Consider the following 22,505-nt stretch of genomic DNA (forward strand, 5'->3'; position numbering starts at 1 on the left):
GGCTCATGGCTTGATTGCCACCCCGGGCGCCTGTGGCGTGCGGATGAACCTTGATATGGCTGGCATCAATCATCAGCCATTCGTAATCAGGATCGTCGATCAATTGCTCCAGCAATACCTCCCAGACGCCGTTGTCTCTCCATCGGCAGAACCTTCGGTGCGTGTTCTTCCAGTCCCCATACGAGGGCGGCAAATCCCGCCATGGTGCACCCGTTCTCAAAATCCAGCATACCGCATTGATAAATCGTCGGTTGTCGTGTGCGATGCCGCCCCACACGCCTTTACGCCCCGGCAATCGCGGCTCAAGTAGCGCCCACGCCGCATCGGAGATGTCATGTCGTTGATAGGCATCAGCCATTCGCGTCCACCGCAGTTTATGTAAAAAACTATTTTAACATATCACGTGACGACACTGTCTAGGGCTCGTTAATGAATAACCTGGACAAACGTTGTTGCGTATTCGGGATGGATGCAAGGCGCGAGGCGCGGCGAATGGTTGTTCCATTCGCAAGCCTCGCAACGCCGCAGACGCCCGAATACGCAACAACCCTTCGGGCTGGGGCCGCTTTTGGCGCATTCCGGTGTTGCTAGCCACTTGTTGTGAATGACACAACTGCGCATCTTGCGCCTAGGTCTGCGCCAAAATCGACCCCAGCGTTTGTCCAGGTTATTCATTAACGAGCCCTTAGTGTTGCATGATAAGACCGTCGCGCAGGCTTGCCCCGCAAGTCTTTTCGACGCGTTCGATGTAGTACATCAAATCCAGAGGCATGGTCACGCCGTCCAGCAATTGTAGCGGAAACAGGTCGCACGCCAGCAGCAGGTCGCAGGCGCTGAACGCACCCCCGGCATAAAAGCGCTGGCGCCCCAAATGACGCGCCAGCTCAGCCAGCCGGGACTGCGCGGCAAACTGGTTGAAGCCATCGTAGCGGTCATTGGACAAGGCTTCCACGCTCATGCCAAAACGATGCTCGATTTGCGCTTTATAGGCCGCCTGTATCGCCGGGTCAGCGCCAATATCGGCAAACGCCGGTGCAACCGGTGCATACAGCCTGGCCAGCAGATGCTCGACCGATTGCCGCCAATCCAGCAGCGCTTGCCAGGCTGCCGCTTCAACCAGGCCGTCAAAAATCGGTTTGCCCCCAACCCAGTCATCCAGCTGGCGCAATATTGCCAGCGAATCCTTATGCAGGCTGCCGTCCGCCAGACACAGCACCAGATCGGCGTGGGCTATGCCCAGTTCAAAAAAAGTTGCATCATCGTCGTGGCTGAGCGCCACAAGTTCATGATCGACACATTTGTAGGCCAGCGCCAGCCGCACCCGCTGCGCGGGCATGGATGACCAGTAATGGAACAGTCGCGGCCTTGTCATGATTCAAGGTATTCCCGGCACTACAACTGGCTGACGATGAATTCGTATTCCCGAGGATCCACCGGCGTAATCGACAGGCGGTTACCTTTTTGCAGGATGCGCATGCTGGCAAGTACGGGGGCTGCACGGATTTCCTTGAGCGGCATCAGCCGGGTTTTTTTCACCAGCCTGACATCCACATTGAACCAGCGCGGCGTTTCGCGCGTCGCCTTGGGGTCAAAATATTTGTTGGCCTGGTCGAACTGCGTTTCATCCGGATAAGCCAGGCGACTGACTTCGGCCAGCCCGGCGATACCCGGTTCCGCACAGCTGGAATGGTAAAACAGTACCTTGTCCCCCACCCGCATCTGGTCGCGCATGAAATTGCGCGCCTGATAATTGCGGATCCCATACCAGGCCACCGTCTGCGCGGGCAGCGCAGCGAGATCGTCGATACTCACATCCGATGGCTCGGATTTCATTAACCAGTAACGCATGGCTTCCTCGGCATATAATCGGTTCTTCGGAGTTTTCCGATTTTACTGGAAATACACATGAGCCTGCTCGAAGAAAAACTCATCCGCTGGTATCAGGAACCCGCCGTACAAGCCCATAACTGGGAACCCCGCCTGTTCTGGAAAGAAATCGACACACGCCATCCGTTCGGCACGCTGAAAGTGGAGCCGCGCGAACTGGAGGTGCTGTTTGCCACGCTGATCGGCGAACCCTCGGAGTGCATGGCTGAGCTCAATGCCGAATCGCAGGTGCGCGGCGATTACATGCTGCGCGGCGATTTTCTGGCTGCCAATGCGCGCCGTCACGAGTTGCCGCTGTTAACTCGCGTGTATGCCTGACACGGTCTATATTGATAGTCCATCCTCGTTTCAAGGAGACTGTCATGACTAGCCTGGAGATGAAACTCAAAGACTGGTTCCTGCACCCGGCAATCCAGTACCACGACTGGGATCCGGCGCTGTTCTGGAAACCGTACGACGAACATGATCCGTTTGGCGAGTTGCGCGTCGATCCGCAGGAGCTCGAAGTCTATTTCGCTGCGCTGATCGGTGCCGAGTCGGAGTGCTACGATGCGGTCAATCAAAATCATCAAGCCGCAAAATTTTCACCCTTGCCGCGTGCGGTGTTTCTCACCGTAAGCGCCCACCGCAACGACGTCCCGCTGTTCAGTCCGGCCCATACCCTGCATTAGGAAAACGCATTTGAAACAACTCGACAACACCATGCTCGACACGCTTGCGCAACAGGCACAACTCTCGCCGCGCAAGCGAGCCAATTACAATCTGCACAAAGATTTAAACGATCCGATCCAGCGGTTGGCCATTGCGATGGAGCCGGATACCTGCATCCGCCCGCACCGCCACCTGCAGACCTGGGAACTTCTCACCGCGCTGCGCGGGCGTTTTGTGGTGCTGCACTTCGATGACAGCGGCACCGTGATCGCACGCGCCGTGCTGGGTGAAACGGTGCAGGCGCTGGAACATGATGCCGGCGTCTGGCACGGTGTGTTGTCGCTGGATGCAGGCGGGGTGATTTTTGAAGTGAAGCATGGGCCGTATCTGCCCATAACCGCGCGCGATTATTTCCCGGATGTCGATCTGGACGACGCCGGCCTGAATGCCTGGTATGCCAAGGCGCAGGTGGGCGACAATCTCATGCGCGCTTGATAAGCGTGCCCACCCCTTCCTTGGTCAGGATTTCCAGCAGCAGTGCATGCTCGACCCGGCCATCGATGATATGCGCGGATTTCACGCCGCTGTTGATCGCGTCCACTGCATAACCCACCTTGGGAATCATGCCGCCGGAAATCGTGCCATCCTCGATCAATGCGTCGATCTGTCTGGGTGTGAGGCCGGTAAGGAGCTTGCCTGCCTGGTCCAGCACGCCGGCGGTATTGGTCAGGAACACCACCTTCTCTGCCTTGAGCACTCCAGCCAGCTTGCCGGCGGCCACGTCGGCGTTGATGTTGTAGGCGTTGCCCTGCGAATCGGTGCCCAGCGGGGCGACCACCGGAATGAAATCACCCGAGTCGAGTAGCTGAATAATTTCCGGGTCAATGCTGGTGATTTCTCCCACCTGGCCGATGTCCAGCATTTTGCCTTGCTCTTCCTTGCTCTCCACCAGCATTTTCTTGGCATGGATGAAGTTGCCGTCCTTGCCGGTGAGTCCGACCGCCTTGCCGCCGTGCTTGTTGATCAGGGTGACGATGTCCTGGTTGACCAGGCCGCCCAGCACCATTTCCACCACGTCCAGGGTTTCCTCGTCGGTGACGCGCATCCCCTGGATAAATTCGCTCTGCTTGCCAATGCGTTTCAGCAATTCGCCAATCTGTGGTCCGGCGCCATGCACCACCACCGGGTTCATGCCCACCAGCTTGAGCAAGACCACGTCCTTGGCGAAACTTTCCATGAGCTTGGGGTCGGTCATCGCATTGCCGCCATATTTGATGACGATGGTCTTGTCGAAGAAGCGCTGGATATACGGCAGCGCTTCGGAAAGGATATTGGCCTTATCGCCCGGGGTAAATTTGCTGGTCGGCATGGTGGCTTGATTCTGAATGGATAGTCTGGATTCTAACTGCACAGGGAGAAACAAAAAAGCGGCACATCATTCTTGCCACCGCTACTTCCCGCCGGGGCTCTGCGATTTGGAGCGCTTGTTGCGGCGAACCTTTTCCTGCAACTTCCAACTAATTGCATATATCGGCCCTTCAATGCGAATGGCGATTGGAGTATGCGGTGCGGTAAAAATTCAGCGCCGGGAAGAATTTTCTTGTAAGGTATTTCAAGTTCACGCGACTTACAGGCAGGTGAACCGAGAATGGGTTTGAATCCTGATCGAGACACTTTATCGCGTTGCTGGTGAGCATTCGCACCGGCTAATTGGCGCCTCATATTGAATTGCTTTTTTACTTTTGGAGATAATCATGGCCAGCAAAAAAAATATTCTGAACATTGCCCTGGGTAGCGCTTTTGTTGCCGCTTTCAGCACTGCCGCGGTGGTTAATGCCGCTCAAAACCCGTTTGCCATGCAAAGTATGGACAAGGGCTATATGACAGCCGACTCGCACATGGCCAAAGATAGCAAGGCAATGGATGGCAACTGCGGGAGCGCTCACATGAAAACCAAAGAAGGCGCGTGTTCCGGCAAGAAAAAAATGATGCAAGACAAGAAAGGCAGCCATAAAGAAATGGGAGGGAGCAAAAACGACGCCGATAAAAAAGCAGCTGACATGCCCGCCGCCATGTAATTTCGACTTCGCGTCGAGATGAGTCCGCTCAATCTGCAAGGCGCGGGGCTTGGGCTGCGCAGAGAATTACTCAGTGCTCTGGAAGCCCAGGTTCCTTCCGTGATTGATTTTTTCGAAATTTCCCCGGAAAACTGGATCGATCTGGGCGGGGCACTGGGCCGCCGCCTGCGTCCCTTTACCGAGCGCTACCCGTTCGTCTGCCATGGCTTGTCGCTATCCTTGGGCGGCCCGGCTGCGCTGAACGAAGTCCTGCTGCGCAAAACCAAGGCCTTCATGGATCTGCACGATATTGCCTTGTTTACCGAACACCTGTCTTACTGCAGCGATGACGGGCATTTATATGACTTGTTGCCCATCCCGTTTACCTGTGAGGCGGTGACTTACGTGGCAGCGCGCATCCGTCGCGCCCAGGACATCCTGGAACGCAAGATCGCCATTGAAAACGCCTCTTTTTATGTGATGGCAGACATCGCGGAAATGGACGAGGCCAGCTTTATCAATGCCGTTCTGGAAGAAGCCGATTGCCTGCTGCATCTTGACGTCAACAATGTCTATGTCAACAGCATCAACCACCAATTCGATGCGAGCGCCTTCATCCACGCCATGCCCGCGCAGCGCGTGGTGTATATGCATACGGCCGGGCATTATCAGGAAGCGCCCGACCTCCTGGTGGACACCCACGGCGCGGATGTCGTCGAGCCGGTATGGGCCCTGCTGGATCAGGCATACCGCCATGCCGGCACGCTGCCTACGCTGCTGGAACGCGATTTCAACATTCCCCCATTGAGCCAACTGGTCGGCGAAGTCGAGCGTATCGCCGCCTTGCAACGCAGCCATCAATCTGAAAAATCAGTTAGCCACGGAGAACACAGAGTTCACAGAGACAACGAGGTTCGCAGGGATGGGCGGCTTGTCGCCCAACGCGCAAAAACAATTGGTTGCCGTGAATATTGACTTCACCCATCAGGTGAACCGGAAAATAGGTGGAAACCGCTTCATCTCTATGTCCTGTGTTCTCTGTGGCTTGAATTGCGGTTTTTAGGATCAACACTTTCATGAGCGACGCCAAAGCGCCTGAATTGCCGGCATTCCAGCGCTATCAGCTTGCCTTCACCGCCCACCTTCGCGATCCCCGGGCGCATCCACGCCCGCGCAAAGTTGAAGCCCGGCGCATGGCGTTGTATCGCGAACTGCTCTACAACAGTGTGGAAAGCGCGCTGCTGGCCTGCTTTCCGGTGCTGCGCCGGATACTGGGCCAGCGCAAATGGGGCAGGCTGGTGCGCAGCTTTTTGGCACAGCACCGTAGCCACACGACTTATTTCCGCCAGATACCCGACGAATTCATCCAGTTTTTGCAACATGAATGGACGCCAGCCGCCGATTACCCGCCGTTTATGCTGGAACTGGCGCATTACGAATGGATGGAGCTGGTACTGTCGGTTTCCACGCGCGAAGCGGATCTGAGCGGACTCGATAGCCGCGCCGATCTGCTGGAAAGATGCCCCGTACTCAATCCGGTGATGGCTCTACTCAACTATGCCTATCCAGTCCATCGCCTCGGGCCGAAGTTCAAACCCATTGAGGCGCCTGCCCAAACCACCCACCTGCTGATGTTGCGCGACCTGGCCGACCGGATGCGTTTTATCGTACTGAATCCGGTCAGCGCACGTCTGCTCAGCCTGCTGGAAACGGGTGAACTCAGCGGACGGGCGGCTCTCCTCAAGCTCGCCGAAGAAATACATCACCCGGACCCGGAAATCATGCTGCGCTTTGGATTGGACATGCTGCAGAATTTGCACGCCGAACAGGCCATTCTCGGTACCCGCTGAGTCCGTTTCATCCCGTCTTTCTCCGCCTGCTCAATTCTGTCGCCTTTGACAATGACAACGCGCTTTCAGGCGTCATGCAAGTTCCCGTACAATCACGGCTTTAGCCACACCCCCTAATTCGCGTCTAAGCCCATGGACGATACTCCGGAAATCCGCAAAGCCCACGACAGCACCGAAGACAACCTGGATCAGGTGGTCTCGTTGCTGCGCAAGCATCATCTGGTGGCAAATCTGGTGCATAAACAGGATATGCCGCGCCATGAGCTGGTGGAAGGTCTGGTACACAAACAGCACCTGGCCGAGCTGCATGCGCTGCTGGACGACATGCATCCGGCGGACGTGGCACGCGTACTGGAAGCGCTGCCGCGCGATGACCGTTTGCTGGTATGGGATCTGGTCCGCGTAGAGCATGACGGCGAAATTCTGCTGGAAGTCTCCGACGCGGTGCGCGAATCGCTCATCAAGAGCATGGACAGCGACGAGCTGCTCGCCGCTGCCGAAACCCTGGACACCGACGAGATCGCCGACCTGGCGCCCGACCTGCCGCAGGACGTGATCCAGGAACTGCTCGAGTCGCTCGATGCGCAAAAACGTGCGCGCCTGCAATCGACGCTGTCCTACCCGGAAGACAGCGTGGGCGCACTGATGGACTACGACATGGTCACCATCCGCGCCGATGTGACGCTGGAAGTTGCGCTACGCTACCTGCGGCGGCTGAAGGAATTGCCGGATCACACCGACAAGCTGTTCGTGGTGGATCGCGATGGCGCCGTACGCGGCGTGATGCCGTTGCAACGCCTGTTGCTGCAGGATCCCGACGCCAACGTGGCCGACGTGATGGCGGAAGAAGTGGTGACTTTCCGTCCCGAAGACGAAGCCACCGATGCCGCCCAGGCCTTCGAACGCTACGACCTCGTGTCGGCGCCCGTGATCGATGCGCGCAACCGGCTGGTCGGCCGTCTCACGGTGGATGCGGTGGTAGACTACATCCGCCAGGAGTCCGACAGCGACATGCTGTCCATCGCCGGTTTGCGCGAGGAGGAAGATATTTTTTCCAGCGTATGGAAGTCGGTGCAAAACCGCTGGGCTTGGCTCGCCATCAATCTGGTCACCGCCTTCATCGCGTCACGCGTCATCGGCATGTTCGACCACACGATCGAAAAACTGGTGGCGCTGGCCGCGTTGATGCCCATCATTGCCGGGATCGGCGGCAACTCCGGCAACCAGACCATTACCATGATCGTGCGTGCGCTGGCTCTCGGACAAATCCACCCGGACAGCGCCAGAAAACTGTTTACCAAGGAAATCGGCGTGGCCGCACTGAACGGCCTGATCTGGGGCAGCGTGGTCGGCCTGTTTGCCTACATGCTGTACGGCAAACCGGCGCTCGGCCTGGTGATGATGGGTGCCATGACGCTCAATCTGTTGCTTGCAGCAGTGATGGGTGTCGCCATTCCAGTGCTGATGCACAAATTCGGCCGTGATCCGGCTGTCGGCTCCAGCGTATTGATTACCGCCGTCACCGACAGTGGCGGCTTTTTCATCTTTTTGGGTCTGGCGACCCTGTTTATGGCGTACTTGAAGTGAGTGCCGCGACAGCGGACTCGCGCAATGACGGCATGGCTATTTGCAATTCGATCGACAGGAATTAATCATGCAGCAATTTGATCTCATCGTAATCGGCTCCGGTCCGGGCGGATACCGCGCTGCGGTACTCGCCACCCTGCGCGGCTTGTCCGTCGCCATCATTGAAAAGGCCGACTGGGGCGGCTGCTGCCTGAACCGCGGCTGCGTGCCCAAGAAGGACTGGCATCACACCGCACAACTGGTGGCGGCGAGCAAAGGTTTTGCCAAACGCGGCATCAGCGGGACGTTGAGCGCAGAACTCGACGGCGCCTGGCAACACCAGAAAAAAGTCGTGGAAACCGTGCGCGACAGCTACACCGACTACATGAAGCGCCTCGGCATCAGCGCCTTCAATGGCGCAGCACGCTTCGTCGACGCCCACACTGTCGCCATCGGCGAAACCAGCATTAACGCCCAACACATCATCATCGCCACCGGTTCCAGCCCGCTGGTTCCCGACGCCTATCCGCTCACCCCGGGCCGCGTGCTGACCACCGATGATCTATTCGACCATGTACCGCCCGCGGGCAAACGCGTGGCGCTGGTCGGCAGCGGCGTGATCGGTACTGAATTCGCGTTCATCCTCAGCCAACTCGGCCGTGACGTATTGTGGATCGCCAACAGCAAGCCGCTGGCCAGCAGCGCCTACTCGCAGCCGGCGTTGAAAATCCTGTACGAAGCGCTGGCCCGGCACGATATCAAGGTGCGTACCGGCTGCCGCGCGCAGTGCGTGGAAATACTGCCGGACGGCGTCAAACTCACCCTCGGCGACGGCAGCGTGGAAACCGTGGACTGGGTATTGCTCGGCACCGGGCGCCGTCCGCATACCGACAATCTGGGCGCCGATGCAGCCGGCGTGACGCTCGACGCCAAGGGCTTCGTCACAGTGAATGCCCATCTGCAAACCAGCGCACCGCACATCTACGCCATCGGCGATGTCGCCAATCCGCGCATGACCGCCAACCAGGCGCTGGCCGATGCCGCTGTGGCCATCGCCAATATCCTCAGCCCCGGTTCGCGCCAGCGGGATGCCGGCGCCGTGCCGGAGCTGGTTTACTCGGCCGTCGAACTGGGCCGCATCGGCATGAACGAGGACGATGCCGAAGACGCCGAACTGGAGCCCGCCGTCGGTTTTGCCGCGTTCGAAACCAACCCGCGTGCGCTCGGCCAGGACGACACCGACGGCTTCGTGCGCCTGATTGCCGACATGGACAGCGGCGCATTGCTGGGCGCGGAAGTGGTGGGGGCCGAAGCCGGCGAAATGCTCCACGTCATCGCCCAGCAGTTCGGCCACGACGACGCGCTGGCGCGCTTCGCAGGCATGTTCTACAACCACCCGGCCAGAACCGAGGAAATCCAGAATGCCACCGAGACACTGGCGGCAAAATGGGGACTGGCGCAGCAGGTATTTGGGGAATAACCCGAATGAAATCCTCCATCCGCATCGACCATGCCTGCCCTGCCGACGCGCCCGTCGTCGCTGAAATGGTGGGCGAGTTGCTGAATGAAATCATGCGTGCCACGGGCAACCAGGCTTTCCATTTCAACCTGGAAGAAACCACGGCTCGACTCAGGACATTTCTCGAACAGGAGAAATACCATGTGCTAATCGCACGCGACGCAACGGCTGGCACGGAAGTCGGATTCCTTACCTTGTGCGAAAGCTTTGCGCTGTATGCCGAAGGCGCCTACGGAACCATCCCTGAACTGTATGTACGTCCGGAACTGCGTTCACAGCATGTCGGGCAACAGCTGATTCAGGCTGCCAGAACGTTCGGCCACGCCAGGCAATGGAAACGCCTGGAAGTGACCACGCCGCAACTGCCGCAATTTGACCGCACGCTGGCATTCTACGAACGCGAAGGATTCAGCGTCGCCGGCGGACGAAAACTGAAAATGGCTTTATGACTTCAATCCCTCATACCGGTGTGGCCCTCTATCTGCGCCTGCTGCGCCACGTCCGTCCGTACTGGAAAATGTTTGCCGGAGCGCTGCTGGCGATGGCAGTAACAGCGGCGGCCGAGCCGGCCATCCCGGCGCTGTTCAAACCGCTGCTGGATGGCAGCTTCGTCAAAAAAGACCCGGACATGATCCGGTTGATTCCGCTGGTGATGATTGCGCTGTTTGTGGTGCGCGGGCTGGCCGACTTTGCTGCGACGTATGGCATGAACTGGGTCGGCAGCCGGCTGGTGATGGACTTGCGCACGGCGATGTTTCGCAAGCTGGTGGCGATGCCGACGCGCTTTTACGACGACAGCTCCACCGGCACGCTGATCGCGCATATCGTGTTCAATGTCACCCAGGTCACCCAATCCGCCACCAGCGCAGTGACGCTGTTGGTGCGCGACACGCTCGCCATCGCCGGGCTGCTGGGCTGGCTGTTGTGGCTGAACTGGAAACTTACACTGATCATCATTGCCATCGCCCCGCTGGCCATTTTCATTATCCGCACGGTCAGCGGCCGTCTGCGCAATATCAATCGTCAGGCGCAGCAGAATCTGGGCGAGATTACCCACGTGGTGGAAGAGTCGGTCGGCGCGCACAAGGTGGTGAAAATATTCGGCGGGCAGGATTACGAATTGCAGCGCTTCGGAACAGCGGTAAACAACGCCCGGCGCTATTTCATGAAGGGCATTTCCGCCGCTGCCGCCAATGGCCCGGTGGTGCAACTGGTGGCTGCGCTGGGCGTGGCGCTGGTGGTGTATATCGCCACCCAGCAGGCGCAGCGCGGCGAACTCACCGTGGGCGGCTTCGTCTCCTACATGATTGCGATGCTGATGATTTTCGGGCCGGTCAAACGCCTCACCGGCGTGAACGAACAACTGCAGCGCGGTCTGGCCGCAGCGGAAGTGGTATTCGAGCTGATCGACCGCGACACCGAAACCGACACCGGCACACTGGTGATTGGCCGCGCCCGCGGCGCACTGGAATTCCGCCACATTACCCTGGCCTACCCGGACAAACCCATCCCGGCGCTTAACGATATCAACCTCGCCATTCGCCCCGGCGAAACCGTGGCCCTGGTCGGCGCATCGGGCAGCGGCAAGACCAGCCTGGTCAACCTGATCCCGCGCTTTTATACAGCGGATGCCGGACAGATTCTGCTCGATGATCGCGTCATTACCGACATCACGCTGGCCAGCCTGCGCGCCAATATCGCGCTGGTGTCGCAGGACGTGGTGCTGTTCAACGACAGCATTGCGGCCAATATCGCCTATGGCGCGCAAGCCGGTGCAAGCGAGGCCGACATCATCCGCGCCGCCGAAGCCGCGCACGCCATGGAGTTCATCCGCGAACAGCCGCACGGCCTGCAAACCATGGTCGGCGAGAACGGCGTCAAACTCTCCGGCGGCCAGCGCCAGCGTATCGCCATCGCGCGCGCACTGCTGAAAGATGCGCCGGTGCTGATCCTCGACGAGGCCACTTCGGCGCTCGACACCCAGTCCGAGCGCCACGTGCAAGCCGCGCTGGAAACCCTGATGCAGGGCCGCACCACACTGGTCATCGCACACCGCCTGTCCACCATCGAAAACGCCGACCGTATTGCGGTGATGCAGCAGGGCCGCATCATCGAAATCGGCAGCCACCGCGAACTGCTGGACAAAAACGGCGCCTATGCCCACCTGCACCGCCTGCAATTTCACGAGACCAAGTCATGAAACCCATTTGCCACAGAGAACACAGAGAAAACCCTTCATTTGGGCAAGCGGCTCGTGTTCTGGATGACCGAAGCGGCTTGTCTGCAAGCGCCGATTCTCTCTGTGCCCTCTGTGTTCTCTGTGGCTAAAAGATTTTCAAGAAAATGACCGAACCTGCCATCCAGCCCGTCAAACCGCCGCGCTCCCTGCTCTCGGCAGCCGGCAAGGCCATCGGCGATTTCGCCATGATCCGCGACGGTGACCGCATCCTGCTGGGCATTTCCGGCGGCAAGGATTCGCTGTCGCTGCTGCATGTGCTGCTCGATCTGCAACGCCGCGCGCCGGTGAAATTCGAACTCGCCGCCTGTACTGTGGACCCGCAATCGCCGGACTACGACCCCAGCGTGTTGAAACCCTACCTGGCGGAGCTGGGTGTGCCGTATTTTTTCGAGAGCCAGCCGGTACTGGAAGAAGCCAAGCGCAACATGGACGGCGACTCGTTCTGCGCCTACTGTTCTAGAATGCGGCGTGGAATACTGTATCGCGTCGCGCGTGAAAACCATTACAACGTACTCGCGCTGGCGCAGCATCTGGACGATCTGGCCGAAACCTTTTTCATGTCCGCCTTCTTCGGCGGCAAGCTGCGCACCATGCAGGCGCATTACACCAACGATGCCGGCGATGTGCGCGTGATCCGGCCATTCGTGTATGTGCGTGAACGCCAGACCGCCGCCTTCGCCAAACAGGCTGCACTGCCCGTGGTGCCTGAAAATTGCCCGGCCTGCTTCGCCATGCCGATGCAGCGCCAAAGCATGAAGCTGCTGCTGGCGGAGCAGGAAAAAGCCCATCCCAAGCTGTTTTCCAGCTTGTTGACGGCGATGCGCCCGCTCATGCAAACACCGTCTGCCTGACTCTAGCGCCGCTTATTCACTCGATCCGGATCGAGCGGAAACGGCGCGGCAGTTCACGCTTCAGCAACGCATCGATCGCGCCTGCATTGGGCTGGTAAATAAAAGGGCGGCGCGGATAAATTCGGTCGTTCACCCAATGGCTTGACCAGCCATGCGTGGTGGCGATGCATTCGTGCGCAAAATCACCCAGCTGGAACGCCCGCCCGACTTCCAGGCAGCCGGACAGAAACACATCCACATAGGACTGCACAATGGGGTAGCTTGTGGAGGGTGGCGCGATATTTTGCGGCTTGTTCACATAAATCCAGCGCTCGCCGTCCGGGAGCGGCGATAGATCCAGCGTGGTGATTTGCGCTGCACTGATTTTGACCCGGCAATAGCCATTCTCCCGGCTGTCCATGGCGGCGATTGCAGATTCATCCGGCAAGGAAAAAAGCACGGCATTCATCGGGGAGCGCGCATCCGCCGACACCCCTAAAAACGTAGTGCTGAAACCCGTGGATGAACCGCGTGCAATCCAGGCGCGCCGGAACCCCTGCACGCGCACCGGCACGGCCTCGCCGGCGGCGGGCGCGGTGCGCTGGCGCGAGGCCCGTTCCAGCAAGCTGCCGTAGCCAACGATATACTGGTTTTTGCCATGTTCCGGATGCGGATGGCATATCTCTTCGGGCGTGCCGGCTTGTTCAACGCCCTCGATTCGGCTTGCATCTGCCCGCACAAAAGGGCTGGCGAACGCGCCCATAAACACCATGCAAACAATTGCAATTTTTCTCATTCTGTCAGCCCTGAAATGGGTTGCGGCCATTCGAGCCGCGCGCTCAATGTTACGGTGTCAAGTACGTCAAATTAACAACCCCATGTTTAACATGGTATTTGTAGCGTGTGAGTTAGGTTAGAATCAAACGTTGTGCTACCGCCACAGTGTTTTAATACACCAACGATAATCCACAGGTCAATCATGCAAAAACCCGATATTCCTTCCTTTATCCCGCCGCGCCGCACGCTGATGGGGCCTGGTCCGTCCGATGTACCGCAGCGCATTCTCGATGCCATGGCTCGCCCCACCATCGGCCATCTCGACCCCGCTTTCGTGGGTATGATGGAACAGATGAAGGAACTGCTGCGTTACGCGTTCCAGACTGAAAACGCGCTCACCATGCCGGTGTCCGCGCCCGGTTCGGCGGGGATGGAGATGTGCTTTGTAAATCTGGTGGAGCCGGACGACAAAGTCATCGTATGCAAGAACGGCGTATTCGGCGGGCGCATGCTGGAAAACGTGAAACGCATCGGCGGCGTGCCGGTGGTGGTGGACGATGCCTGGGGCGCGCCAGTGGATACCGCCAAGGTGGAAGAAGCCTTTGCCGCCAACCCGGACGCCAAGGTGCTGGCATTTGTCCATGCCGAGACCTCGACCGGCGCGCGTTCCGATGCGCATGCATTGGCTGCCATTGCGCACAAATACGGCGCCCTGGTCATTGTCGATGCCGTCACATCGCTGGCCGGCATCCCGCTGATGGTGGATGAATGGGAGCTTGACGCGGTGTATTCCGGCAGCCAAAAGTGTCTGTCCTGCACCCCCGGCCTGTCACCTGTGACGTTCAACGAACGCGCCATCGCCAAACTCAAGGCCCGCAAAACCCCGGTGCAAAGCTGGTTCCTCGATCTCAACCTGGTACTGGGTTACTGGGGCAGCGAGGGCAAGCGTACTTATCACCATACCGCACCGATCAACCCACTCTATGGCCTGCACGAAGCTCTGGTCATGCTGGCCGAGGAGGGCATCGAAAACAGCTGGACGCGTCATGCCCACAATCATGCAATGCTGCGCGACGGTTTCGAGATCATGGGCTTGAGATTTGTGGTGGAGGAAGACTACCGCCTGCCGCAACTGAATACCGTGTATATCCCCGAAGGCGTGGACGACGCCGTTGCACGTACCCGCCTGCTGAACGAGTTCAATCTGGAAATCGGTGCGGGTCTGGGCGACCTGGCGGGCAAGGTGTGGCGCTTCGGCCTGATGGGGCATACCAGCCGTGCGGAAAATATTGATTACTGCCTGTCGTCGCTGAAACAAGTATTATAGGCGTCATCTGCGCACTAAATTACGGGGCATCTGCCCCGTTTTTTATTGCTGCACTCTTCAAACAGGCTGGTATACCGTACGCATGATCATTCTTAAAAACCTCAGTTTGCGGCGCAGTTCCAAAGTGCTGCTGGATAACGCATCCGTCACCCTGAATCCGGGCGAAAAAGTCGGTCTGGTCGGGCGCAACGGCGCAGGCAAATCCACACTTTTCGCGCTGCTCAACGGCACGCTGCATGAAGATAAAGGCGACTTTTCCATGCCCGCGCAGTGGCGCATGGCGCAAGTGGCGCAGGACATGCCGGAGACCGAGCACAGCGCGACCGACTTCGTAATCGAGGGCGACACGGTGCTGGCTGCCGCGCAGGCCGAGGTGGACGCCGCCGAAGCCAGCGACGACGGCGATCGCATGGCGCATGCCTACATGGCGCTGTATGACGCTGGCGCGCACGATGCGCAGGCGCGGGCGCAAGCGCTTATCCTCGGGCTGGGGTTCAAAACCAGCGAATTGGATAATCCGGTCAACAGCTTTTCGGGCGGCTGGCGCATGAGATTGCAATTGGCGCGGGCGCTGATGTGCCCGTCCGATTTGCTGCTGCTCGACGAGCCCACCAACCACCTGGATCTGGATGCGCTGGTGTGGCTGGAAGCCTGGCTCAAGCGCTACACCGGCACCATGGTGGTGATCAGCCACGACCGCGAATTCCTGGATTCGGTGACGCAAGTGACGCTGCACATCGACAATGCGCGGCTCACCCGCTACGGCGGCAACTACAGCACTTTTGAAGACATGCTTGCAGAGCAGATGCTGCTGCAGCAAGCGGCGTTTTCCAAACAGCAGGACAAAATCGCGCACCTGCAAAAGTTCATCGACCGCTTCAAAGCCAAGGCCAGCAAGGCCAAGCAGGCGCAGAGCCGGGTCAAGGCGCTGGATCGCATGGAGCGTATCGCACCGTTACTGGCGAGCGCCGACTTTACCTTCGAGTTCAAGGAACCGGCCAACCTGCCCAACCCGATGCTGTCCATGCAAAATGTCAGCTGCGGTTATCCCGCGCCGGAAGATGCGCCGCCCGGCGCACTGCCCACGGTGATCGTGGAAAACGTCAGCCGTTCGGTATTCGCCGGCCAGCGCATCGGCATCCTGGGTGCCAACGGGCAGGGCAAATCGACGCTGGTGAAAACCGTGGCGCGTGCCTTGACAGCCACCGGCGGCGAGCTGACTGAAGGACGCGGGCTGAATATCGGCTACTTTGCGCAGCAGGAACTGGACGTATTGCGCCCCGCGGATACGCCGCTGGAACATATGATACGGCTGGTAAAAGAAACTTCGGTCAATGGCCGCGGCAACGCGCGCGAGCAGGATCTGCGCAGCTTTCTGGGCACCTTCAACTTCAGCGGCGACATGGTCAAGCAGGCCGTGGGCACCATGAGCGGCGGCGAAAAAGCGCGCCTGGTGCTGTGCATGATCGTGTGGCAGCGCCCCAATCTGTTATTGCTGGATGAGCCGACCAACCACCTCGACCTGGCCACACGCGAGGCGCTCGCCATGGCGCTCAACGAATTTGAAGGCACCGTCATGCTGGTCAGCCACGACCGCGCGCTATTGCGTGCCGTGTGTGATGAATTCTGGCTGGTCACACGCGGCGGCGTGGAACCGTTCGATGGCGATCTGGATGACTATCAGCGCTATCTTCTGGACGAGGGCAAGCGCTTGCGCGACAGCCTGAAAGAGAACGCGTCCGCCGCCAAAAAGCGTGCTGCCTGATGCGTGAACTGAAAAACCATGCTGCGTTTTAAGCGCACCGTAATCAGCCCAAACTTACGCCCATCAACCTGCCGATGAAGTAGGTCGCCGCTCCTGCCGTGGCACCGATGGCCAGCATGCGCAAGCCGCCCAGTATGGCGTGGCGGCCGGTGAACAGGCTCAGCGTGGCGCCCACTGCAAACAGCGACGCCGCAGTCAGCACCACCGCCGCCAGCAGCGCCGGGTTGCCGCTGGTAACGAGAAAGGGGGCCAGCGGGATGGCCGCGCCGGCGCAAAACGAAATGAACGAGGAAATCGCCGCGCCCCATGGCGAACCCAGCTCATCCGGGTTGAGCCCGAGTTCCTCGCGCGCCAGCGTGTCCAGGGCACGAGTCGGGTCGGCGATTAAAGTATCCGCGAGTTTCCTGGCCTCGACCTCGGGAATGCCCTTGGCGGCATAAATCAGCGCCAGTTCGGCGGCTTCTTCCTGCGGGTACTGGTCGAGTTCTTCGCGCTCCAGACCGATCTGGTATTCGAACATTTCGCGCTGCGAGCGCATCGAGATGTATTCCCCCGCCGCCATCGAAAACGCGCCCGCCAGCAAGCCGGCCACGCCGGTCAGCACGAGGGTCTGGCTGCTGACCGCTGCGCCAGCTACGCCGAGAATCAGGCTGGCGTTGGACACCAGGCCATCGTTGATGCCGAACACCGCTGCGCGCAGGTTGCCGTTGCCGCCGTGTCCCTGATGGCGTGTGCCGACCTCGGCCAGCGAGGTCGGCATGCCGTGGGTGGCAGTGGGCTTGAAATACAGCGACATGCCGCGCACTTTCATCGCTGCCAGAACATGGCGCATGGCGCGCGTACCGAGCCGGGGTAACAGCCAGGCAACCAATCGTGTGCGCATATCGGGATGAAAAGCGGTGGGAGGAATGCCGCCTTCCTTGCGGATTTCCGTAGCCCACAGGTTTGCCTGCCCTTCTGCCGCCTCAGCCAGCTCGCTGAATAAAGCCTGTCGCGGTGTGCCGGATTCGGCTGCAGCTACGGCACGGTACAGATATACGGAACGTTTTTCTTCCAGCCAGCCTTCAAATGCGTGTGATGTCATGTAGTGATCTTGGCCTGTTTGCGAAAGTCTGCGTCTGCGTGGGCGCGCAGGATACGGAATAATCCCGCCCACTCATGGTTGGGCAGATCCTGTCCGGCATTGTAATGGTTGCCGAGCAGTTCGCGATAGGCGTCGTCAAACACGTGCGCCGCAAGGTGGTGGCCGAGCTTGCGGTAGCTCTCGAACTGCGCTTCGTCAAAGTCCTGGTCACTGGTGCGCTGGTGCGGAAAGCCGGGGTTGCTGACCGCGTAGTTGAACACGTCAGAGGGAATATCGCATGCCAGCGTGGGCTTGAGGTACAGCAGCTGGGCGTCCGGCGCATCGGGATAATGAATGCGGCCGACCGCCGCCGACCACAGGCTCAAACCCGTGGCGGAGTCCGGGCGCAGCGCGTTGACGTCGATGTCGATGCGCACGCCGAAATCGGTGTAGCACTTGCGAATGGCGTTGCCGAGATCGTCGAAGTTGAATTTTTCGTCCTGTCCGGCGTCGATGGCGACGATGTAGTTGCAGCGCCGCCGCACCAGTTCGTAAATGCCGAGGTTCTCGAAATGACCGCCGTCGGACAGATAGACGAACGGCGTATCGCTGTCGGTGAGACCGAACAGTTCGCTCAGCAGGTAGCGCCCGCCCAGTTTCGGGCCATAGGCGCGCCAGGCGCTGGGGTGGCACGGATTGCCGCTCCAGTGGCCGAGGCGCAGGTTGAACACCGTCATCAGCAAACACAGCGCGGGCGAGCTGTGATAGCCCATGTTGGGGCTGGCCGCCGCGCCGGAAATCGCCATCGCCGTGCCGAGAAAAGCCCCGTGCGGGCCGAGGTATCCGGCGCTCGGGCGGTAGCCGCCGCGGCACTTTGCGGTGTTGCTGGCAGTGGTCGCCAGGCTGAAGCCGCAATGGCTGGGGGTGAAGCTGAACGCCGCTGCCTTGCGCTGTTGCCAGGCCAGATCGCTGCCTTTGACCAGATTGATGGCGGTATTGAAAATCGGATACGGGCGCTGCACCAGATCGGCCAGTGCCAGGTCGTCAGCCGGGTCGAAGCCGGTAAACAGCTGCGGCGCACGCTCAGGCTGGCGCGAGGCGCCCAGATAGCAGCGCACCAGCCGGTCGCGGTAAAAGTAATACAGTGCAAACAGATTGATATCGACGCGCCAAGACAGCAGCGCAGCGGCGGCCACACACGCCAGCGCCACCCCCAGCAGCAGCCAGCCGGACACCTGGTTCATGGCGGCAAGGCAATGGTAGGCATAGTCCTGGACGCTGCTGCCAGGCGCCAGTGCGCGTCCATCCACGTCGCTCAGCGCATATTGCAGCAGCGCGCTGAGCAGGATCAGCAGGCCGCTGATGAACACCCACGGCGCGCTTTTCGCCAGCCATTCCTTCCACCACACACTGCCGGGTTTGGCAGTGGCCGGCCCCGAGCCCAGCAGCAGCCCGGTCACGGTGGACGCCAGCCAGGCGGCGCCGCCGCCATATGCCCAGTGGCTGGCCCACAGCAACAACGGCAGCGCGTAAATGGCGACCACAAACAAAGCCAGCCAGGCCAGCCCGATGATCAGTATCCAGCCGCCGAGCCGGCTCCACCATTCGCGCATGGCGTTGGAAAAATCGCGCCCCATGAAGCCGATGTGCGCCACCACCACCAGCGAAAAAATCTTCAAAATCAGCGGCGTGCCCAGCCCTACCGCCCACCACACGGCCGTCTCGGCGGGCAGATAGCGCAAGCCGTGCACCGCTGCATAAAACAGCAGTCCGCCCAGTGCGCCCGCCGCCAGCGTGCTGAGCAGCGTCACCAGACTGCTGCGCAGCGGCCGCAGCAGCAGCTCGCGCCGTTCTGCCTGGCCGAATACCAGACTCAGCAAGCGGCCGTACAGCCACGGCAGCGCGTACAGCAGTGCGGCGGTTTTCATCCATTCCAGCGGCGGCGCGGTGAGCTTTGCGCCGAGCAGAAAAAAGCCGTAACTGAACAAGGCTGCGGCCAACAGCGTCGGCAACACGATCAGCCTCAGCACCCAGCCTTGCTGACAGTACCAGCGCGGCGTCCCGGTACTCACCAGATTGAATGAGGTCATCACCACCGCCACCAGCAGACTCAGCCCACCCAGCCCGAAGTAGATCGGGTGCAGCGCATTGAGGGAATGAAACCCGCTCCACTCCAGCAGCGTACCCAGCCCCGGCAGCTGCAGACCGGCCAGCTGCGGCAGTGCCGCAATCAGCAGCCTGGGCAGCAATAGCAGCGCCGCCACGCTCAGGATCAGCACGCTCAGATTGAGATACAGATTGCGCAGATAGGTCGCCACCGCGCCCAGCGTATCGGCCGACAGCAGGCCGCTGTGCGGCGTCAGATAATTGCTGTAGCTGCGCAGAAAGCGCACCGCCGTCAGCTCGTCGCCGCCGCACGCCAGCAGCGGTTCGAGTGCCGCCACGCTGCCGTTGCCCTTGCGCCGGATCAGCGCCGCCAGCCAGCCGCCGATATAGCCGCCGCCCGACACCGTGGACAGGTAATCGAAGCCGCGCAGCAGCTTGCGTTCAGCCAACGCCTGGATCACGCCGAGGTTGAAGGTGGCGCTGCGGATGCCGCCGCCGGAGAAGGCCAGGCCGACACGCGGCGCGTTGGCGGGCGTGCCGTCCTGCACGCGCAACGCATCCAGTACCGCGCGCTCGTGTTGCAGCATCGCCGCCAGCGTGAGGGGGGCATCCGGGTCGGCTGGGTCGGGCTGGGGGGCGGGCATGAGCGGTGGCCTTTTTGATGTACAGGTTAAAAAACGACGTCAGGTCGCTGCGCGCAGAAAACGGCTGTTGACCCAGCCTTCCACGTCCATATCGCCCGCTACTGTGTCGAGCACCGCCACGCGCCACCAGTTGCCCTGTTTCTGCAGCGCTTCGACGCGCGTGCCGAGCGGCAGCGGGCTGACCGGCAAGGCGGCGAAACCTGCGCCTGCGCCGACGCGGATATGCAGTGCAGTGGTGGTCGTCAGCACCTCTTCGGTATCCTGGGCGCGACCAAACAGGCGCGCGCGAAAGCTCGTCATCGGAAAGTCCGGACCGGGATCGACTTTTCGGCCCGGTGCGATGTCCTCGTGGCCCAGCACATCGCGCAGCGCGTACTTGCCCACCAGCAGCGTCGCCACTTCCAGCGCGGCGGCAATCTGCACCTCGGTATAGGTATGCCAGCCGCACGGCGGCGTGCCCGGCGCATCGTTTTTGTGATTCGCCACCAGCACCTCGTCATCCGGGTAACTCGCCTTGAACCACGCCTGCCAGCGGCTGCCGACCCGGTCGAGCCGCCCGGCGTTGTCGAGCTCGATGCCGAGCGCGTAGCGGTTCATGCCTTCCAGCCCCTGCCAGCGCGACACCCCGGCGTGCCAGGCGACGCGGTTGAACGGCACCAGCTGGGTTACGCCGCCGTCGCGGCCGATCACCACATGCGCCGACGCCTTGCTGGCTTTGTTGCACAGCGAGGCGATGCTGCTGGCGGCGTCGCGCCCGGCGGTAAAGTGCATCACCAGATATTGCGCCGCCAGCACCCCGCCGACGCTGGGGCTGGGCTGGTAGCGACACGCGGTACCGTCGTCGTTTAGCAGGCGGTGGTTGATGATTTTCATGGGGTGGCCTCCCGTGGCAAGGTTGATGCGGGCAACAGACGTTCAAGCTTTTGGGTACATGCGCCGGATGAAGCGCTTGTCGCCGGTGGACAGCTTGGTGTTACTGGCGGTGCCGACGCCGCTTTGCAGCAGTTCGGGCGGAAAGCTGTAGAGCATGATGGACTTGGGATCGAACTTGCTGGCGTTGAGTTGATCGAGCGAATATTTCTGCACGATGTTGTGGTCGATGTCCGCCTTGCTCCAGTTATTCGGCGGCCCGCTGAAATAATCGTACACCGCCTGCAGGTTCCACTTGATGCCGCCTTTGGGGTTCTGGTGTTCGTGGATGGCACCCAGCGCGTGGCCGAATTCATGCACCACCACGCGCCGCCATTCCTCGTCGTCGGTGCTGTCGCGCAGCCAGCCGAAATTCATCGTGGGTTCGCTTTTTTTGAAATACGTGGTGTGCAGACTATCGGTGCCGACCGCCGACCAGGAACCGTCGTCGGCCTCGAACGATACGCGAATCTCGGCGCTGCTCTGGCGGGCGTTGAAATTGAAGCGGATGTTGGCGTAAGCCTCCCACAGCGTGGCGAACTGACGCACCTTGGCCTTTTGCGTGGCACTGCCGTCCATGAAATACACGCCGAGTTCGCGCCCGTTCTGCCACTTCTTGCCGGCCAGCAGCGCCATCTTGGCCGGGTGCATGGAAGCCCCAGCCAGCGCGCGCGGCATCCGGGGCTGGTTGCCGGGATTTTCGGTGATTGCCAGACTGGCGGCGACGATTTTGTGCTCAATCGGAATGATGCGGTCGATGCACATGTGCAGCTTAAGTTTCTTGTTCATGATGTTCTCCTCGTGGTGGCCTCAAATGGCCTGGTTTTTGGTGACGTCCCAGCCTGCCGTGATCGCGGCACCCAAGCTGCCATCCGCCTGTTGCGGCCGGTATTCCAGCGTGATGTTGTTGAAATGCAGGCTCACCTGATCGGTGGGTGGCAACCCGCTGCCTTGCTCGGCGGCGGTCTGGTAGGCGCTCACGGCCACATCGCCCAGCGTCCACTGCAAGAAATCCAGTGGCGTTTTGCCGGCTCGCCGCACGGTCAGAATGGCGCGCTTGATGCGTTTGCCCGTGGCCACTGCCAGCAGCAGCCTGGGCGAGGCGGTGCAACTGTGCAGGCTGCAGTACAGATCCTGCACCTGCACTTTGCCGGCACCGCCGCCGCCCCCACTGTGGATGAGCTGCTGCGATTCGCTCCAGTTGCACGACAGCAACTCGATTTCATTGCGGTGGCGGTCGTCGGTGGATTCGCCGTCGATGCCGTCTAGCTTCAAAAACAGTTCGATTTTCATGCACGTCTCCTGCGTCGAAGCG

General features: G+C 60.3%; 23 protein-coding genes. 13 read left to right on the forward strand and 10 right to left on the reverse strand.

Features of this window, described 5'->3' with window-relative positions:
- The 3 genes from EI185_RS02660 to EI185_RS02670 all read right to left on the reverse strand — a co-directional run.
- The coding region (locus tag EI185_RS02660) for an IS5 family transposase (RefSeq protein ID WP_124703583.1) at positions 1 to 358 on the reverse strand (358 nt) is incomplete at its 3' end.
- A 327-nt stretch (positions 359 to 685) separates the two neighbouring features.
- Positions 686 to 1,372 (reverse strand): glutathione S-transferase family protein, encoded by a 687-nt coding sequence (locus tag EI185_RS02665; protein ID WP_223247631.1) that lies wholly within the window; start codon positions 1,370 to 1,372, stop codon positions 686 to 688.
- A gap of 20 nt (positions 1,373 to 1,392) precedes the next feature.
- Positions 1,393 to 1,848 carry an EVE domain-containing protein gene (locus EI185_RS02670; protein ID WP_124703584.1) on the reverse strand — a complete coding sequence of 152 codons (456 nt, stop codon included), beginning with the start codon at positions 1,846 to 1,848 and terminating at the stop codon, positions 1,393 to 1,395.
- A 57-nt stretch (positions 1,849 to 1,905) separates the two neighbouring features.
- Between EI185_RS02670 and EI185_RS02675 the strand changes: the two genes are divergently transcribed.
- The 3 genes from EI185_RS02675 to EI185_RS02685 are packed head-to-tail and all read left to right on the forward strand — an operon-like array spanning position 1,906 to position 3,033.
- A complete protein-coding gene (locus EI185_RS02675; RefSeq protein WP_124703585.1) occupies positions 1,906 to 2,205 on the forward strand; it encodes a hypothetical protein in 300 nt (99 codons plus the stop codon).
- A gap of 44 nt (positions 2,206 to 2,249) precedes the next feature.
- The gene (locus tag EI185_RS02680; RefSeq protein WP_124703586.1) at positions 2,250 to 2,558 is read left to right on the forward strand and encodes a hypothetical protein; all 309 of its coding nucleotides are present in this window, start codon (positions 2,250 to 2,252) and stop codon (positions 2,556 to 2,558) included.
- Between the two features lie 10 nt (positions 2,559 to 2,568).
- Positions 2,569 to 3,033 (forward strand): WbuC family cupin fold metalloprotein, encoded by a 465-nt coding sequence (locus tag EI185_RS02685; RefSeq protein ID WP_124703587.1) that lies wholly within the window; start codon positions 2,569 to 2,571, stop codon positions 3,031 to 3,033.
- Here EI185_RS02685 and argB read toward each other — a convergent pair.
- Complete coding sequence (gene argB, locus EI185_RS02690; RefSeq protein ID WP_124703588.1) at positions 3,020 to 3,907, reverse strand: acetylglutamate kinase; 888 nt, start codon at positions 3,905 to 3,907, stop codon at positions 3,020 to 3,022. The genes EI185_RS02685 and argB overlap by 14 nt on opposite strands.
- A 385-nt stretch (positions 3,908 to 4,292) precedes the next feature.
- On the opposite strand from argB, the gene EI185_RS02695 reads away from it, so the two are divergent.
- The 8 genes from EI185_RS02695 (at position 4,293) to EI185_RS02730 (ending at position 12,620) form a co-directional block, all read left to right on the forward strand.
- The gene (locus tag EI185_RS02695) at positions 4,293 to 4,616 is read left to right on the forward strand and encodes a hypothetical protein (RefSeq protein WP_124703589.1); all 324 of its coding nucleotides are present in this window, start codon (positions 4,293 to 4,295) and stop codon (positions 4,614 to 4,616) included.
- An 18-nt stretch (positions 4,617 to 4,634) separates the two neighbouring features.
- Entirely contained in the window at positions 4,635 to 5,570 is a 936-nt protein-coding gene (locus EI185_RS02700; protein WP_124703590.1) for an HvfB family MNIO-type RiPP peptide maturase, read from the forward strand.
- 101 nt (positions 5,571 to 5,671) lie between these two features.
- Positions 5,672 to 6,445 carry an HvfC family RiPP maturation protein gene (locus EI185_RS02705; RefSeq protein ID WP_124703591.1) on the forward strand — a complete coding sequence of 258 codons (774 nt, stop codon included), beginning with the start codon at positions 5,672 to 5,674 and terminating at the stop codon, positions 6,443 to 6,445.
- Positions 6,446 to 6,577: 132 nt separating this feature from the next.
- Entirely contained in the window at positions 6,578 to 8,032 is a 1,455-nt protein-coding gene (gene mgtE, locus EI185_RS02710; protein WP_124703592.1) for a magnesium transporter, read from the forward strand.
- Between the two features lie 67 nt (positions 8,033 to 8,099).
- Entirely contained in the window at positions 8,100 to 9,491 is a 1,392-nt protein-coding gene (locus EI185_RS02715; protein ID WP_223247632.1) for a dihydrolipoyl dehydrogenase family protein, read from the forward strand.
- 5 nt (positions 9,492 to 9,496) lie between these two features.
- On the forward strand, positions 9,497 to 9,979 hold the full coding sequence (locus EI185_RS02720) for a GNAT family N-acetyltransferase (RefSeq protein WP_223247633.1): 483 nt from the start codon (positions 9,497 to 9,499) through the stop codon (positions 9,977 to 9,979).
- Positions 9,976 to 11,730 carry a lipid A export permease/ATP-binding protein MsbA gene (msbA, locus tag EI185_RS02725; RefSeq protein WP_124703593.1) on the forward strand — a complete coding sequence of 585 codons (1,755 nt, stop codon included), beginning with the start codon at positions 9,976 to 9,978 and terminating at the stop codon, positions 11,728 to 11,730. Before EI185_RS02720 ends, msbA begins: the two co-directional genes overlap by 4 nt.
- Positions 11,731 to 11,873: 143 nt before the next feature.
- Positions 11,874 to 12,620, forward strand: a complete 747-nt coding sequence (locus EI185_RS02730; protein ID WP_124703594.1) for a PP-loop family protein — start codon at positions 11,874 to 11,876, stop codon at positions 12,618 to 12,620.
- 16 nt (positions 12,621 to 12,636) lie between these two features.
- On the opposite strand, the gene EI185_RS02735 is transcribed toward EI185_RS02730, so the two are convergent.
- Positions 12,637 to 13,395: a gamma-glutamylcyclotransferase family protein gene (locus EI185_RS02735; protein ID WP_124703595.1), complete on the reverse strand. Its 759-nt coding sequence runs from the start codon at positions 13,393 to 13,395 to the stop codon at positions 12,637 to 12,639.
- 183 nt (positions 13,396 to 13,578) lie between these two features.
- On the opposite strand from EI185_RS02735, the gene EI185_RS02740 reads away from it, so the two are divergent.
- Both EI185_RS02740 and EI185_RS02745 read left to right on the forward strand, forming a co-directional pair.
- Positions 13,579 to 14,703 (forward strand): pyridoxal-phosphate-dependent aminotransferase family protein, encoded by a 1,125-nt coding sequence (locus EI185_RS02740; RefSeq protein WP_124703596.1) that lies wholly within the window; start codon positions 13,579 to 13,581, stop codon positions 14,701 to 14,703.
- Positions 14,704 to 14,785: 82 nt separating this feature from the next.
- Positions 14,786 to 16,468, forward strand: coding sequence for an ABC-F family ATP-binding cassette domain-containing protein (locus EI185_RS02745; RefSeq protein WP_124703597.1), 1,683 nt, complete (start codon positions 14,786 to 14,788; stop codon positions 16,466 to 16,468).
- Positions 16,469 to 16,511: 43 nt separating this feature from the next.
- Here EI185_RS02745 and EI185_RS02750 read toward each other — a convergent pair whose 3' ends face one another.
- From EI185_RS02750 to EI185_RS02770, 5 genes are read right to left on the reverse strand one after another with little or no spacing between them, the layout of a single operon-like run.
- On the reverse strand, positions 16,512 to 17,552 hold the full coding sequence (locus EI185_RS02750) for a VIT1/CCC1 transporter family protein (RefSeq protein WP_124703598.1): 1,041 nt from the start codon (positions 17,550 to 17,552) through the stop codon (positions 16,512 to 16,514).
- Positions 17,549 to 20,281, reverse strand: a complete 2,733-nt coding sequence (locus tag EI185_RS18130; protein WP_223247634.1) for a patatin-like phospholipase family protein — start codon at positions 20,279 to 20,281, stop codon at positions 17,549 to 17,551. Before EI185_RS18130 ends, EI185_RS02750 begins: the two co-directional genes overlap by 4 nt.
- A 39-nt stretch (positions 20,282 to 20,320) precedes the next feature.
- The gene (locus EI185_RS02760; protein WP_124703599.1) at positions 20,321 to 21,154 is read right to left on the reverse strand and encodes an N-acetylmuramoyl-L-alanine amidase; all 834 of its coding nucleotides are present in this window, start codon (positions 21,152 to 21,154) and stop codon (positions 20,321 to 20,323) included.
- Between the two features lie 42 nt (positions 21,155 to 21,196).
- Complete coding sequence (locus EI185_RS02765; protein WP_124703600.1) at positions 21,197 to 21,979, reverse strand: zinc metalloprotease; 783 nt, start codon at positions 21,977 to 21,979, stop codon at positions 21,197 to 21,199.
- Between the two features lie 21 nt (positions 21,980 to 22,000).
- On the reverse strand, positions 22,001 to 22,483 hold the full coding sequence (locus EI185_RS02770) for an Hcp family type VI secretion system effector (protein WP_124703601.1): 483 nt from the start codon (positions 22,481 to 22,483) through the stop codon (positions 22,001 to 22,003).
- Between the last annotated feature and the right edge of the window lie 22 nt (positions 22,484 to 22,505).

The organism is Sulfuriferula multivorans (assembly GCF_003851125.1).
GTDB classification, from domain to species: Bacteria; Pseudomonadota; Gammaproteobacteria; order Burkholderiales; family Sulfuriferulaceae; genus Sulfuriferula; species Sulfuriferula multivorans.